At 72.2% G+C, this 14,390-nt stretch carries 13 protein-coding genes; all 13 read left to right on the top strand.

Annotation, left to right across the window (positions count from 1 at the left end; translation table 11 throughout):
* Positions 1 to 33: 33 nt before the first annotated feature.
* Entirely contained in the window at positions 34 to 1,632 is a 1,599-nt protein-coding gene (locus ACXR8F_RS12985) for a UDP-N-acetylmuramoyl-L-alanyl-D-glutamate--2,6-diaminopimelate ligase (RefSeq protein ID WP_458801016.1), read from the top strand.
* Positions 1,629 to 3,005, top strand: coding sequence for a UDP-N-acetylmuramoyl-tripeptide--D-alanyl-D-alanine ligase (locus tag ACXR8F_RS12990; protein ID WP_458801017.1), 1,377 nt, complete (start codon positions 1,629 to 1,631; stop codon positions 3,003 to 3,005). The genes ACXR8F_RS12985 and ACXR8F_RS12990 overlap by 4 nt, the downstream gene beginning before the upstream one ends.
* A complete protein-coding gene (gene mraY, locus ACXR8F_RS12995) occupies positions 3,002 to 4,087 on the top strand; it encodes a phospho-N-acetylmuramoyl-pentapeptide-transferase (RefSeq protein ID WP_045193082.1) in 1,086 nt (361 codons plus the stop codon). The genes ACXR8F_RS12990 and mraY overlap by 4 nt, the downstream gene beginning before the upstream one ends.
* Entirely contained in the window at positions 4,084 to 5,574 is a 1,491-nt protein-coding gene (gene murD, locus ACXR8F_RS13000; RefSeq protein WP_458801019.1) for a UDP-N-acetylmuramoyl-L-alanine--D-glutamate ligase, read from the top strand. The genes mraY and murD overlap by 4 nt, the downstream gene beginning before the upstream one ends.
* The gene (gene ftsW / locus ACXR8F_RS13005) at positions 5,571 to 6,845 is read left to right on the top strand and encodes a putative lipid II flippase FtsW (protein ID WP_045193084.1); all 1,275 of its coding nucleotides are present in this window, start codon (positions 5,571 to 5,573) and stop codon (positions 6,843 to 6,845) included. Before murD ends, ftsW begins: the two co-directional genes overlap by 4 nt.
* Positions 6,842 to 7,951, top strand: coding sequence for an undecaprenyldiphospho-muramoylpentapeptide beta-N-acetylglucosaminyltransferase (gene murG, locus ACXR8F_RS13010; RefSeq protein ID WP_458801021.1), 1,110 nt, complete (start codon positions 6,842 to 6,844; stop codon positions 7,949 to 7,951). Before ftsW ends, murG begins: the two co-directional genes overlap by 4 nt.
* Complete coding sequence (gene murC, locus ACXR8F_RS13015) at positions 7,948 to 9,459, top strand: UDP-N-acetylmuramate--L-alanine ligase (protein ID WP_458801023.1); 1,512 nt, start codon at positions 7,948 to 7,950, stop codon at positions 9,457 to 9,459. The genes murG and murC overlap by 4 nt, the downstream gene beginning before the upstream one ends.
* Entirely contained in the window at positions 9,459 to 10,226 is a 768-nt protein-coding gene (locus ACXR8F_RS13020) for a cell division protein FtsQ/DivIB (protein WP_458801098.1), read from the top strand. The genes murC and ACXR8F_RS13020 overlap by 1 nt, the downstream gene beginning before the upstream one ends.
* A gap of 327 nt (positions 10,227 to 10,553) precedes the next feature.
* Positions 10,554 to 11,897, top strand: coding sequence for a cell division protein FtsZ (gene ftsZ / locus ACXR8F_RS13025; RefSeq protein WP_045193087.1), 1,344 nt, complete (start codon positions 10,554 to 10,556; stop codon positions 11,895 to 11,897).
* A gap of 82 nt (positions 11,898 to 11,979) precedes the next feature.
* The gene (gene pgeF / locus ACXR8F_RS13030) at positions 11,980 to 12,726 is read left to right on the top strand and encodes a peptidoglycan editing factor PgeF (protein WP_458801025.1); all 747 of its coding nucleotides are present in this window, start codon (positions 11,980 to 11,982) and stop codon (positions 12,724 to 12,726) included.
* Entirely contained in the window at positions 12,723 to 13,475 is a 753-nt protein-coding gene (locus tag ACXR8F_RS13035; protein ID WP_045193089.1) for a YggS family pyridoxal phosphate-dependent enzyme, read from the top strand. The genes pgeF and ACXR8F_RS13035 overlap by 4 nt, the downstream gene beginning before the upstream one ends.
* Before the next feature lie 39 nt (positions 13,476 to 13,514).
* The gene (locus tag ACXR8F_RS13040; RefSeq protein ID WP_045193090.1) at positions 13,515 to 13,997 is read left to right on the top strand and encodes a cell division protein SepF; all 483 of its coding nucleotides are present in this window, start codon (positions 13,515 to 13,517) and stop codon (positions 13,995 to 13,997) included.
* A 96-nt stretch (positions 13,998 to 14,093) separates the two neighbouring features.
* Positions 14,094 to 14,378 carry a YggT family protein gene (locus ACXR8F_RS13045; protein ID WP_045193091.1) on the top strand — a complete coding sequence of 95 codons (285 nt, stop codon included), beginning with the start codon at positions 14,094 to 14,096 and terminating at the stop codon, positions 14,376 to 14,378.
* The last annotated feature ends 12 nt before the right edge of the window (positions 14,379 to 14,390 follow it).

Consider the following 14,390-nt stretch of genomic DNA (forward strand, 5'->3'; position numbering starts at 1 on the left):
TCACCTTCCCCCCCAAGACCCGCCTCGTCGCGCGTGCACCTCCGCGACCTGACCGCCCGGATCGGGGCCTCGGCCGAGCTCGACGGACTGGCCGACGGACTGGCCGACGGAGTGGCCGACGGAGTGCTCGTGACCGGTGTCACGCTCGACAGCCGTGCCGTCGTCCCGGGCGACCTGTATGCCGCCCTGCCGGGCTTCAACGTGCACGGGGCGCGGTTCGCCGAGGACGCCGTGCAGGCCGGGGCCGTCGCCGTCCTGACCGACCCGGAGGGCGGCGACCGGCTCGCCGGCTGCGCCGTGCCGGTCCTCGTGGTGGACGACCCTCGAGCCGTCCTCGGTGACGTCGCCGACCTCGTCTACGGGCACCCGTCGGCCGACCTCACCATGGTCGGGATCACCGGCACCAACGGGAAGACGACCACCGCGTACCTGGTGGAGTCGGCGCTGCGCGCGCTCGGCCGGCGCACCGGCCTCATCGGAACCGTCGAGACGCGCATCGGCGACGAGCGCATCGAGTCGGTGCGCACGACCCCGGAGGCCACCGACCTCCACGCACTGCTGGGGGTCATGCGCGAGCGCGGCATCGACGCCTGTGTGATGGAGGTCTCGAGCCACGCCCTCGAGCTGCACCGGGTCGACGGGGTCGTCTACGACGTGGCCCTGTTCACGAACCTCTCCCAGGACCACCTCGACTTCCACGACTCGATGGACGACTACTTCGCCGCGAAGGCGTCGCTCTTCACCGCGCGGCGCGCCCGCGCAGCGGTCGTCTGCGTCGACGACGCGTGGGGCCGTCGGCTGGCGGAGCAGTCCGGAGTGCCCACGACGACGCTCGCGACGGGGTCCGGGCCCGAGGCGGGGACGCCCGAGGCGGGGACGCCCGACCCGGCCGACGCGGACTGGACCGTCGAGGAGTCGTCCGGCGGTGCGTTCCACCTGCGGGAGCGGGCGACGGGAGCCGCGCTCGCGCTGGTCTCGCACCTCCCCGGGCACTTCAACGTCGCCAACGCCGCCCTGGCGGTCCTCGCCCTTCTACGGCTCGGCGTCGAGCCCGCCGACGTCGAGGCCGCGATGGCCGTGCAGCCCGACGTGCCCGGGCGCATGGAGGTCGTCGCCCCCGGTGGCCCCGACGGGCCCCGGTGCATCGTCGACTTCGCGCACACCCCTGATGCCGTCGACGCGGCGCTCTCGGCCCTGCGCTCCACGACCGAGGGCCGCCTCATCGCCGTGCTCGGCGCCGGTGGCGACCGCGACCGTGGCAAGCGCCCGGCCATGGGCGCCGCCGCTGCGCGCCGCGCCGACGTCGTGGTCGTCACCGACGACAACCCGCGCTCCGAGGACCCCGCCGAGATCCGCGCGGCGGTCGTCGAGGGGGCGCAGCAGGTGGTCCGTGACGGCGCCGCGCGGGCGACTGAGATCATCGACGGCGGCACGCGCGCCAGCGCGATCGCCGAGGCCATCGCGCTCGCGGTGGTCCACTCGGGGGACGACCGCCCTGTCGACACCGTCGTGGTGCTCGGCAAGGGACACGAGAAGGGTCAGGAGATCCAGGGAGTGAAGCACCCGTTCGACGACCGCGACGCCGTCCGCGCCGCCCTCGCAGCCGCCACCTCCTCGGGGGTGACGGCGTGATCCCCTTGTCGCTGAGTGAGATCCGCGACCTCACCGGGGGCGAGGTGCACGGCACCACCGCCCCGGAGGAGATCTCGGTCGAGGGCACCGTCACGACCGACTCGCGCGAGTGCGAGCCCGGCAGCCTCTACGTCGCCCGGGTCGGCGAGACGGCCGACGGGCACGACTACGTCCCGGCCGCGGCCGCAGCCGGGGCCGTCGCAGCCCTGACCTCGCGGGCGGTCGATGGCCTGCCGTGCGTCGTCGTCGACGACGTGCAGACGGCCTTCGGTCGCGTCGCCCGCGGCGTCGTCGACCGTGCCCCCGAGCTGCGCGTCGTCGGCATCACCGGCTCGTCCGGCAAGACGAGCGTCAAGGACCTGTTGGCCTCCGTGCTCTCGTCCGTGGCCGAGACCGTCGCACCGGTCAACTCGCTCAACGGCGAGATCGGCGTCCCGCTGACCGTGTGCCGGGTGACCCCGACGACCCGATTCCTCGTCGCCGAGATGGGTGCCCGTGGCATCGGCCACATCGACTACCTCACGCGCATCGCGCCCCCGCAGGTGGCGATCGTGCTCAACGTCGGCAGCGCGCACGTCGGCGAGTTCGGCTCGCGCGAGAACATCGCGATCGCCAAGGCCGAGCTGCCCCGGGCGGTGCCCGCCGAAGGCCTGTCGATCCTCAACGCCGACGACCCCGTGGTCGCCGCCATGGCCACCGGTCTGCGCTCACGCGTGCAGCTCGTGGGGCTCTCGGCCGATGCCGACGTGCGCGCCGAGGACGTCGTGCTCGACGAGCGCGGCAGGGCGGCATACACCCTCGTGTGCCCGCAGGGCACCGCGTCGATCTCCTTGCGCCAGAGCGGAGCCCACCACGTGGGCAACTCCCTCGCCGTCGCGGCCGCCGCTCTCGAGCTCGGCCTCTCGCTCGACCAGGTCGTCGCCGGGCTCGGTGCCGCCGAGGCCGTGAGCCGATGGCGCATGGAGATCACCGACCGTCCCGACGGGGTCGTCGTCGTCAACGACGCCTACAACGCCAACCCCGACTCGATGCGGGCGGCACTCGATGCCGTCGCCGCGATGACGACGACGGGGGAGCGGTGGGCCGTGCTCGGCGGGATGCTCGAGCTCGGGGCCGACAGCGACGCCGAGCACGCGGGCGTGGGGGCGTATGCCGCCGAGCTGGGTCTCGACCACGTCGTCGCCGTGGGCGAGGGGGCGCGCCCCATCGCCGAGGCGTTCCCGGGCGCCGAGTGGGTGGCCGACACCGACCAGGCCTACGCGCTGATCTCGTCGCGCGTGCGGCCCGGCGACGTGGTGCTGCTCAAGTCGAGCCGTGACAGCGGTCTGCGCTGGCTCGGCGACCGCCTCGCCGCCGAGGCGGTGGCGCGGTGAAGGGCGTCCTCCTCGCAGCGTCCATCTCGCTGCTGATCTCGCTGTTCGGCACCCCGCTGTTCATCAAGTTCCTCGTCAAGCGCGGCTACGGCCAGTTCATCCGCGACGACGGCCCGACCTCGCACCACACGAAGCGCGGCACGCCGACGATGGGCGGGGCCGTCATCCTCGCCGCGACGCTCGGCGCCTACTTCCTCGCACACGTGCTCACCCTCAACCCGCCGACGGCGAGTGGGCTGCTCGTGCTCTTCCTCATGGCCGGGCTCGGCTTCGTCGGCTTCCTCGACGACTTCATCAAGATCCGCAAGCAACGCAGCCTCGGACTGCGCTCCAAGCAGAAGCTGCTCGGACAGGCCCTCGTCGGCATCACGTTCGCCGGCCTCGCGCTGCAGTTCCCCAACGAGCAGTACCGCACGCCCGCGTCGCTGCTCGTGTCGTTCGTGCGCGACACCAACATCAGCCTCGCGCTCGGCGGCAGCACCGTCGTCGGCGTCATCCTCTTCGTCATCTTCGCCAACGTCATGATCGCCGGCGCCTCCAACGGCGTGAACCTCACCGACGGCCTCGACGGCCTCGCGACAGGCGTCTCGACGATGGTCTTCGGCGCGTACGTCCTCATCAGCATCTGGACCTACAACCAGAACTGCCAGACCAACCCGGGCATCAAGTGCTACGAGGTGCGCGACTCCCACGACCTCGCCCTCGTCGCCGCGGCCGGGATGGGCGCGTGCTTCGGGTTCCTCTGGTGGAACGCGACGCCGGCGAAGATCTTCATGGGCGACACCGGCTCGCTCGCCCTCGGCGGCGCGCTCGCGGGCCTCGCCATCACGACGCACACCGAGATGCTGCTCGTGATCCTCGGCGGCATGTTCGTCCTCGAGACCCTTTCCGTCGTCGCGCAGGTCGCCTCGTTCAAGACCACCGGTAAACGGGTGCTGAGGATGGCACCGCTCCACCACCACTTCGAGATGGTCGGGTGGAACGAGGTCACCGTCGTGGTCCGCTTCTGGATCATCGCCGGACTCTTCGTCGCCTTCGGCCTGGGCGTCTTCTACGCCGAGTGGGTGGTGGGCTCCCAGTGACCTTCGACCCCACCTACGAGCCCCGAGAGGGCCTGACCCACCGCGACGCCGACTGGCCCGGCATCAACGTGCTCGTCGTCGGCCTCGGGGTCTCCGGCTTCGCCGCTGCCGACGCGCTGTCAGAGCGCGGGGCGCGGGTCACTGTCGTCTCGCGCGACACCACCGACGTCATCACCGAGCGCGCGACCATCCTCGGGATCCTCGACGTCGACGTGCGCCTCGGGCCCGAGCACGTCGTCGAGCCGCCCCCGGGCACCGAGCTCGTCGTCACCTCGCCGGGCGTCCCACCGCACGACCCGCTCATGCTCGCGGCCGCCACGGCCGGCATCCCGGTGTGGGGCGAGGTCGAGCTGGCCTGGCGCATGCGGGCGCGCGAGGGCGCCGCTCCCTGGCTCACCGTGACGGGCACCAACGGCAAGACCACGACAGTCAACATGCTCGCCTCGATCCTCCAGCACGCCGGCCTGCGCGCGACGTCGGCCGGCAACGTCGGCACGCCGCTCCTCGAGGCGGTGCTGCACCCCGAGCCCTACGACGTGCTCGCCGTCGAGCTCTCGAGCTTCCAGCTGCACTGGCAACGCTCGATCTCCGCCGTCGCGTCGGCCGTGCTCAACGTCGCCCCCGACCACATCGACTGGCACGGCAGCTACGCCGAGTACCTCCGCGCCAAGGGCAAGATCTACGAGAACACCCACCTCGCCTGCATCTACAACGTCGCCGACATCCAGACCGAGCAGCTCGTCATGGAGGCCAACGTCGTCGAGGGCTGCCGCGCCATCGGCTTCACGACGGGCATCCCGGCGCCCTCGATGGTCGGCATCGTCGAGGACGTCCTCGCCGACCGCGCCTTCGTCGAGCAGCGGCAGCGCTCCGCCGCGGAGCTGTGCACGCTCGCCGACCTCCAGGGCGACGCGCCCTCGGTCGCGCCCCACTACGTCGCGAACGCGCTGGCCGCCGCCGCCCTGGCGCGGGCGTACGGCGTCGGCCCCATGGCCGTGCGCGACGGGCTGCGTGCCTTCCGCCCCGACCGCCACCGCATCGCCGAGATCGCCACGGTCCAGGGGGTGCGCTTCGTCAACGACTCGAAGGCGACCAACCCGCACGCCGCCGCGGCGGCGATCCGCTCCTTCGACTCCGTCGTGTGGGTCGCGGGCGGCCTGCTCAAGGGCGCCGACGTCGACAGTCTCGTCGAGGAGATGGCCTCGCGGCTGCGTGGCGTCGTTCTCATCGGCGCCGACCGCGCCCAGATCGCCCTCGCCCTTTCCCGACACGCGCCCGATGTGCCGGTCGTCGACGTGTCCGAGACCGACACTGGAGTCATGGACCGTGTCGTCAGGGAGGCAGCCCGCCTCGCCCAGCCGGGCGACGTCGTGCTGCTCGCTCCTGCCGCCGCGTCGATGGACATGTTCACCAACTACGGGGCCCGCGGAGACGCCTTCGAGGAGGCGGTCCGGCGGCACCTGGAGGCACACGGGGGTCCGGAGTGAGCGCGACGACCGCCGACGACAAGGCGGGCACCGCCTCCACCGGGCCGCGCCCGCTGCCCGTCATCGGCAAGCTCGAGTCGCCGCTGACGACCTACTACCTCATCCTCGGCGCCACCTCCACGCTCGTCGTCTTCGGCCTGATCATGGTGTTCTCCGCGTCGAGCGTCGAGGCGCTCATCGCCGACGAGGCCTCGTACTCGATCTTCGTGCGCCAGCTGCTCTTCGCCGTCGTGGGCGCCGTCCTCGCCGGCCTCGCCAGCCGGCTCGACGTGAGCTGGTGGAAGCGCCTCGCCTTCCCGACCATGGTGGTCTCGGTGCTGCTGCTGGCTGCCGTGATCCCGTTCGGCAAGACGGTCAACGGCAACCGCAACTGGATCGCCCTCGGGCCGGTGCAGTTCCAGCCGGCCGAGTTCGCCAAGGTGGGTCTCGTGCTCGTCGGGGCCGTCATCTTCGCCAACAAGGCATCGCGGATGGCCAGCATGCTGCACGTCGCGCTGCCCTACCTCATCCCCGTCGCCACCGTCGTGCTCGGGCTCATCCTCGCCGGGCACGACCTGGGCACCGCCATGGTCGTGCTCGTCATCATCGCGGCGGTCCTGCTCGTGGCGGGAGCCCCGATGCGCGTCTTCGCGATCGCGGGCGCCCTCGCGGCCGTCGGTGTCGCCGTCATGGTGACGGGCAGCAGCAACCGCATGGACCGCATCGCCCGGTGGCTCGACCCGACCTGCCAGGCCGACCCCGACGGCTGGTGCGGCCAGTCGGTGCACGGGCTCTACGCGCTGGCCGACGGCGGCTGGTGGGGCGTCGGGCTCGGGGCGTCCAAGGAGAAGTGGGAGTGGCTCTCCGAAGCGCACAACGACTTCATCTTCGCGATCATCGGTGAGGAGCTCGGCCTGCCCGGCACGCTGATGATCCTGCTCCTCTTCGGCATCCTCGCGTGGGCGTGCTTCCGGCTCGTCAGCCGCACCCAGGACCGCTTCGTGCGCATTGCCGGGTTCGGCATCATGGCCTGGCTCCTCGGACAGGCCATCATCAACATCGGTGCCGTCATCGGTCTCTTCCCCGTGATCGGCGTGCCGCTGCCGCTCGTCTCCGCGGGCGGCTCCTCGCTCGTCACGACCCTCGTGGCGCTGGGCATCCTGCTGTCCTTCGCCCGCAACGAGCCCGGCTGCAAGGCGCTGCTCGACGCACGCCCCAGCCTCGTCCGTCGGTCGCTCTCGGTGCTACCGTCCCGGGTGCGGTCCGTTCCGCAACGTCGCAGAAGTCGGTGATCCCCCTGTCCTCGCCCACCTCCGTCCTGCTCGCCGGGGGAGGCAGCGCCGGCCACGTGTCGCCCCTGCTCGCCCTCGCCGACGCGCTGCGGCGCCGCCACCCCGACATCAGGGTGACCGCGCTCGGCACGCAGGAGGGCCTCGAGGCGCGCCTCGTCCCGGCCCGGGGCTACGACCTCGCGGTCGTGCCGAAGGTGCCGCTGCCCCGCCGCCCGAGCGCCGACCTGCTGCGCCTGCCCGCCCGGCTCAAGGCCGCCGTCGACGCCGCGGGCCGGGCCATCGACGAAACCGGGGCCGAGGTCGTCGTGGGCTTCGGCGGCTACGTCAGCACGCCCGCCTACCTCGCCGCGCGGCGCCGCGGCGTCCCCATCGTCATCCACGAGCAGAACACCCGGCCGGGGCTCGCCAACCGGCTCGGCGCCCGGTGGGCCACTGCGGTCGCGACCACCTTCGCCAGCACGTCGCTGCCCGGCGCCCAGCGCATCGGCATGCCCCTGCGCCACGAGGTCGCCACGCTCGACCGTGCCGCGATGCGACCCGAGGCCAACGCGCACTTCGGCCTGAGGTCGGGCCTTCCCACCGTGCTGGTCACCGGTGGGTCGCTCGGCGCGCAGCGCCTCAACGACGCGTTCCGGGCGCGGGTCGAGGCGCTGAGCCGCGCCGGGGTGCAGGTGCTGCACGTGACCGGCCTCGGCAAGGAGTTCGCCCCCGAGGCGCCGGCCGAGGGCGCCCCGTACGTCGTCGTCCCCTACGCCGACCGCATGGAGCTCGCGTATGCCGCCGCCGACCTCGTCGTGGCCCGGTCGGGCGCCAACACCGTCTGCGAGCTGACCGCGGTCGGGCTGCCCGCCGTCTACGTGCCCCTGCCCGTCGGCAACGGCGAGCAGCGGGCCAACGCCTCAGAGGTCGTCGCCGCCGGCGGAGGCGTGGTCGTCGACGACAGCGACTTCACGCCCGCCTGGATCGACGCCGAGCTGCTGCCGCTCGCCACCGACGCCGAGCGGGTGTCCCGGATGGCCGCGGCCGCCCACTCCCTGGGTGAGCCCGCCGCCGACGAGAAGCTCGCCGACCTCGTCGACCGTGCAGCAGAGAGCAGGACCCCGTGACCCAGAGCCCGCGCACGCCCACCGTCGACGACCCGTTCGCGTCGGCTCGTTTCGACTTCCGGGCCCCGGTGCCGAACGCCGCGGACCTCGGCCACGTGCACTTCCTCGCGATCGGCGGCGCCGGCATGTCGGGCGTCGCGCGCATCATGCTCGCCCGCGGCATACGCGTCACCGGCAGCGACGCCAAGGACGTGCCGGTGCTCAAGGCCCTGGAGAGCGAGGGGGCCGGCGTCTGGGTCGGCTTCCACGAGGGCCACCAGGAGCGAGCCGACGCCATCGTCATGAGCAGCTCCATCCGCGACGACAACGTCGAGCTCGTGGCGGCCCGCGAGCGCGGCGCGACGGTGCTGCACCGGGCCCAGGGGCTGGCCGCGCTGATGCACGGACGGCGCCCGGTCGCCGTCGCCGGCGCCAACGGCAAGACGACGACCACCTCGATGCTCACGGTGGCGCTCCAGGGGTGCGGCCTCGACCCGTCGTTCGCCGTCGGCGGCGAGCTGGCCAAGCACGGCACCAACGCCCACGACGGGTCCGACGACGTGTTCGTCGTCGAGGCCGACGAGAGCGACGGGTCGTTCGTCGTCTACCGCCCCGAGGTCGCGATCGTCACGAACGTCCAGCCCGACCACCTCGACTTCTACTCGAACTTCAAGGTTGTCGAGGCCGCCTACGACGCGTTCGTCGGCACCATCCGACCCGGCGGCCTGCTCGTGACGTGCGCTGACGACCCAGGTGCCGTGGCCCTCGCCGAGCGCGCCCGGGCTGCCGGCACGCGGGTGCTGACGTACGGCTTCGACCCGGGGTCCGACGTCGTGCTCGGCGACCACCACCAGGACGGCGTGACCTCCTCGGTGACGCTCGTCGACCGCGTCGCCCGCGTCGACCGCGTCGACGACGCTGCGGGGGAGCCCGAACGGCTGATGACGCTCGGCGTCCCCGGGCGCCACAACGCCCTCAACGCGGCGGCCGCCTACGTCGCGGCGGTCCACGGACTCGGGCAGCAGCCCGATCGGGTTCTGGCGGGGCTCGCCTCGTTCACCGGCACCCGACGCCGGTTCGAACCCAAGGGGGAGGCCGGCGGGGTCGTCGTCGTCGACGACTACGCCCACAACGCGGGCAAGGTCGCGGCCGTCGTCGAGACCGCGAAGGCGCTGGTCGGCGAGGCCGGCCGGCTCGTCGTCGTCTTCCAGCCGCACCTCTACAGCCGCACCCGGGACTTCGCCACCGAGCTCGGGGCAGGCCTGTCGCCGGCCGACGTCGTGGTCGTGATGGACGTCTACGCCGCGCGGGAGGACCCCGTCCCGGGTGTCTCGGGTCAGCTCGTCGCCGACGCCGTCAGTGCGGCGCGGGCCGGTGCGGAGGTCCACTACGTGCCCTCGTGGTCCGACGTCGCGGGCCGGGTGGCCGCGCTGGCCAGAGCCGGTGACCTCGTGCTCACGGTCGGTGCCGGCGACGTGACGATGGTCGGCCCCGAGGTGCTCCGACTCCTGGGAGGAGAGTCGTCGTGATGCTCGAGCGGGGGGCGGCCCGGCGGGTGGCGGGCACGGGTCTCGCGTCGTCGCGCACGCGCTTCGAGAAACGTGCGGCCGCCGCGCGGCGTCGTCCGCGCCTCGTCGCGGGCGTGCTCGTGGGCCTCGTGCTGGTGGCGGGCTTCGTGGCCTGGCTCGGCTGGTTCAGCGGCGTGCTCATCGCATCCAAGGTCGAGGTGACGGGGGTCCCTGCCGCGGGTGCCGCGCAGGTGCGCAGCGTCGCAGCGGTGCCCCTCGGCGGGCCGATCATGCGCGTCGACACCGACGAGGTCGCTCGTCGCCTGGTCGAGGGCAAGGCCTGGAGCGGGGTAGCGGTGAGCCGGAGCCTGCCCGACACCATCCACATCGACGTGAACCCCAGGGTGGCCGTCCTGGCCGTGCGCAACCCTCGAGGTCAGGTGGACGTGGTGGACCGAGACGGCTTCGCGTTCCGTACCGTGTCCACGCCGCCGGCAGGCGTGCCCCTCGTCAGTGCGGGCTCCGACCAGGTGACGAAGGCCGGCGTGACCGCGGCCCTCCAGGCCCTCGGCTCCCTCGAGGCGGCGGTGCGAGCCGACGTGTCCGGCGTGTCGCTGTCGTCCGCCGACCAGGTCTCCTTCACGGTGCAGTCGGGGGAGCGGCGCAAGACCGTCGTGTGGGGCGGCGCCGGCGACGGGGAGCGCAAGGCGAAGCTCGTGAAGATCCTTATGGCAGAGCCAGGTTCGACCATCGACGTGAGCGTGCCCTCGTCACCCGTGACCCGTTGAAGTGTCCGCCCGGGAGTCGTGGCAGGGTCGGTCGGGGGAGCGTGCTGACACCTGTCATCCGTGTGTTAGATGGGGCTGTTGTTGCTGCTGGGACCCGCTAGCGGCAAATGCCTCAATCCCCGTCGCGACACGCCGCGGCGTGGGTTGATCGGCCTTGCGCCTCGTCATACCGTCGGGGCACTGGTTCGTGACCCAACTGTAACCTTTATCTCCACGTTTAAGGTTTGAGGGCTTACAGGCTCACCACGAGCCGCGACACCGACAGCTCCACGCACCGTCCCCAGACCATCGCAGCACCGGCACCACCAGTCAGGAAGGCCCACTCTCGTGGCAGCAGCACCGCAGAACTACTTGGCCGTCATCAAGGTCGTCGGCATCGGCGGCGGCGGCGTCAATGCCATCAATCGCATGATCGAGGTCGGCCTCAAGGGCGTCGAGTTCATCGCCATCAACACCGACGCGCAGGCGCTGCTCATGAGCGACGCCGACGTCAAGCTCGACGTCGGTCGCGAGCTCACCCGCGGCCTCGGCGCCGGCGCCGACCCCGAGGTCGGCAAGAAGGCCGCCGAGGACCACGCCGAGGAGATCGAGGAGGTCCTCAAGGGGGCCGACATGGTCTTCGTGACCGCCGGCGAGGGTGGCGGCACGGGCACCGGTGGGGCGCCCGTCGTGGCCCGTATCGCCCGCGAGCTCGGCGCCCTGACGATCGGCGTCGTCACGCGACCGTTCACCTTCGAGGGTCGCCGCCGCGCCAACCAGGCCGAGTCCGGCATCGGCAGCCTCCGCGAGGAGGTCGACACCCTGATCGTCATCCCCAACGACCGGCTGCTCTCGATCAGCGACCGCAACGTCTCGATGATGGACGCCTTCCGCTCGGCCGACCAGGTCCTGCTCTCCGGTGTCCAGGGCATCACCGACCTCATCACGACGCCGGGCCTGATCAACCTCGACTTCGCCGACGTCAAGTCGGTCATGCAGGGTGCGGGCTCGGCCCTCATGGGCATCGGCTCGGCCCGTGGCGAGGACCGCGCCGTCCAGGCCGCCGAGCTGGCCATCAGCAGTCCGCTGCTCGAGGCCTCGATCGACGGCGCCCACGGCGTGCTGCTCTCGGTCCAGGGCGGCAGCGACCTCGGTCTCTTCGAGATCAACGAGGCCGCCCGCCTCGTCCAGGAGGCCGCCCACCCCGAGGCCAACATCATCTTCGGTGCCGTCATCGACGACGCCCTCGGTGACGAGGTGCGGGTCACGGTCATCGCCGCCGGTTTCGACAGCGGCGGTCCCAGCCAGCGACACGACGACCGCGCGCTCGGCCAGGTCATGGGGCGGTCGCAGCCGGCACCTCAGCAGCGTCCCGCCGCGCCGGCACCCCAGCAGGCTCCGCAGCACTCGAACGGCGTGGCGCAGACCACCAACGGAGTCGCCCACGGCCAGCAGGCCCCCCAGCACTCCGCGCCGGCGGCGGCCCCGCAGGCCCAGCCCGCCCAGCAGCTGCCGACGCAGCAGCAGGTCCCGGCCCCGGTGCAGCACCAGCAGGCGCAGCCCCAGCACGCGCAGCAGCCGCAGCACGCGCAGGCCCAGCACCACGCGCCCGCCCAGCCCGTGCAGCAGCCGCCCCGACAGGTGACGTTCGACGAGGGCGACGACCTCGACGTCCCCGACTTCCTCAAGTAGTCGAGCCGCATCATCACCGCGACGGGCGGGAGGCGACCACCGCCTCCCGCCCGTCGCGCGTGCCGGGGATAGGTTGGTCCCCGTGTTCTACTGGCGATCCTCGACCGACACCGAAGCTCCCTCCGGGGCCGTCGAGCTCGGCTTCACGGGACGGTCCGCGGGCCGGGGCACCGGGCCGTATGCCGGACTGAACCTCGGCGGTCACGTCGGCGACGACGCCGGGCAGGTCGAGGACAACCGTCGCGCACTCGCCGCGGAGCTCGGCCTCCCTCGTGAGCGGGTGGTCTTCATGAACCAGGTGCACGGCGCCGAGGTCGTCGAGGTCGGCGGCCCCTGGGTGGGGGAGCCTCCTGCCGTCGACGCGGTCGTCACGCGCGCCCCGGACCTCGCGGTCGCGGTGCTCGTCGCGGACTGCGTCCCCGTCCTGCTCCACGACGACGACGCCGGTGTGCTCGGCGCAGTGCACTCCGGACGTCCCGGCCTGCTCGCGGGCATCGTCGGACAGGCCATCGGGGCCATGCGCGACCTCGGCGCCAGGTCGATCTCGGCCACGGTGGGTCCCTCCGTCTGCGGCCGGTGCTACGAGGTGCCCGAGGAGATGGCTCGAGCCGCTGCCGCCACGACCCCCGCCTCGGCGGCCCGGTCGTGGACGGGCACCACGGCGATCGACGTCGCGGCCGGCGTCGTGGAGCAGCTCGCCGAAGAGGGGGTGGGCGTCCAGTGGGTGCCCGGCTGCACCCGGGAGAGCGACGACCTCTACTCCTACCGCCGAGACGGGCGCACCGGCCGGTTCGCCGGAGTCGTGCTGCGCCGGTCGGTGACGGCATGACGCCGCCCTCCGGTGAGCGGCCCGTGGCACCCGACCAGCAACGCCTCGACGAGCTCCGCGGCAACCTGGCCGCCGTCCACGACCGCATCGGGCGCGGCTGCGACGCCGCCGGGCGCGACCCGCGCGAGGTCACCCTCGTCGTCGTCACCAAGTACTTCCCCGTCTCGGACGTCCTGCTGCTCCACCGGCTCGGGGTGCGCGACTTCGGCGAGAACCGTGACCAGGAGGCCGGCGAGAAGTTCCGCGCCGTCCGGGCCGCGCTGACCGAGGCCGGCGAGGACGACCTGACCCTGCACTTCATCGGTCAGCTCCAGAGCAACAAGGCAGGCCACGTCGCCGGCTATGCAGACGTCGTGCAGTCCGTCGACCGGTCGAAGATCGTGGGGGCCCTCGACCGCGGCGCGCACGCGGCCGACCGTCGGCTGCGTCTGCTCCTCCAGGTGAGCCTCGACGGCGACACGGCGCGTGGCGGCGTGCTCCCCGAGGAGGCGGCGCACCTCGCCGACGAGGTGGCGGGCCACGAGCTGCTCTCGCTCAAGGGTGTGATGGCCGTGGCGCCGCTCGGCGCCGATCCCGACGAGGCCTTCGCCCGGCTGCGCGAGGTCGGCGACGGCATACGGGCGCGTCACCCCGACGCTGACTGGCTCTCGGCGGGCATGAGCGCCGACCTCGAGGCGGGGCTCCGGCACGGGGCGACACACCTGCGTGTCGGCACCGCAATCCTCGGATCACGTCCGTCACTTCTGTAACGTCGGCACCGACCGCAATCGAGCGTTTGGGAGTTGGCCATGGCAGGGGCACTGCGCAAGACGATGGTGTACCTCGGACTCAGCGAGGAGGACCAGCGCCACGACCGTTACGACGACTACGACGCCTACGACGAGTCCGACCGCTACGACGACGAGCCCGAGCACACCGCTGCCGTGACGCAGCTGCCGACCAAGCGACCCGTCGCCGCGGTCGTCCGCGACGTGGAGGTGGGCTCGCTCAACCGCATCACCACGATCCACCCGCGCACCTACAACGAGGCCAAGAACATCGGTGAGTGGTTCCGCGACCAGGTGCCGGTCATCATGAACCTCAGCGACATGGACGACGCCGACGCCAAGCGCCTCGTCGACTTCGCCGCCGGCCTCGTCTTCGGCCTGCACGGGACCATCGAGCGGGTCACCTCCAAGGTCTTCCTCCTCTCGCCCGCCCACGTCGAGATCTCGGCCGACGAGCCCGAGACGCCCACCGCCTCCACCCGCGGCTTCTTCAACCAGAGCTGAGCAGCCGGTCCGAGAAGAGCCTTTCGGGGTCACGGTCGCGCATTGATCTCGACCCCGGTTCACACTCTCGCCCGCAGATCAGAGACACTGGCCGACATGGACGCGTTCTGGACCATCTACGGGGTGGTGGTCTTCACCTTCTTCATCGCCCTCATCGGTCGCTTCGTCATCGACTGGGTGCAGGTGCTGGCCCGCTCGTGGCGGCCCTCCGGGGTGGTCCTCGTCCTGGCCGAGGCGGTCTACACCGTCACCGACCCGCCCCTGCGAGCCCTCCGAAAGGTCATCCCGTCGCCGAACCTCGGTGGCGTCCGACTCGACCTCAGCTTCCTCGTCCTGATGTTGCTGACCTCTCTCGCCCTCAACGTGCCGAGCTTCTTCTGACCGTCGGCGTTC

The sequence above is a fragment of the Terrabacter sp. AAH1 genome (assembly GCF_054456855.1).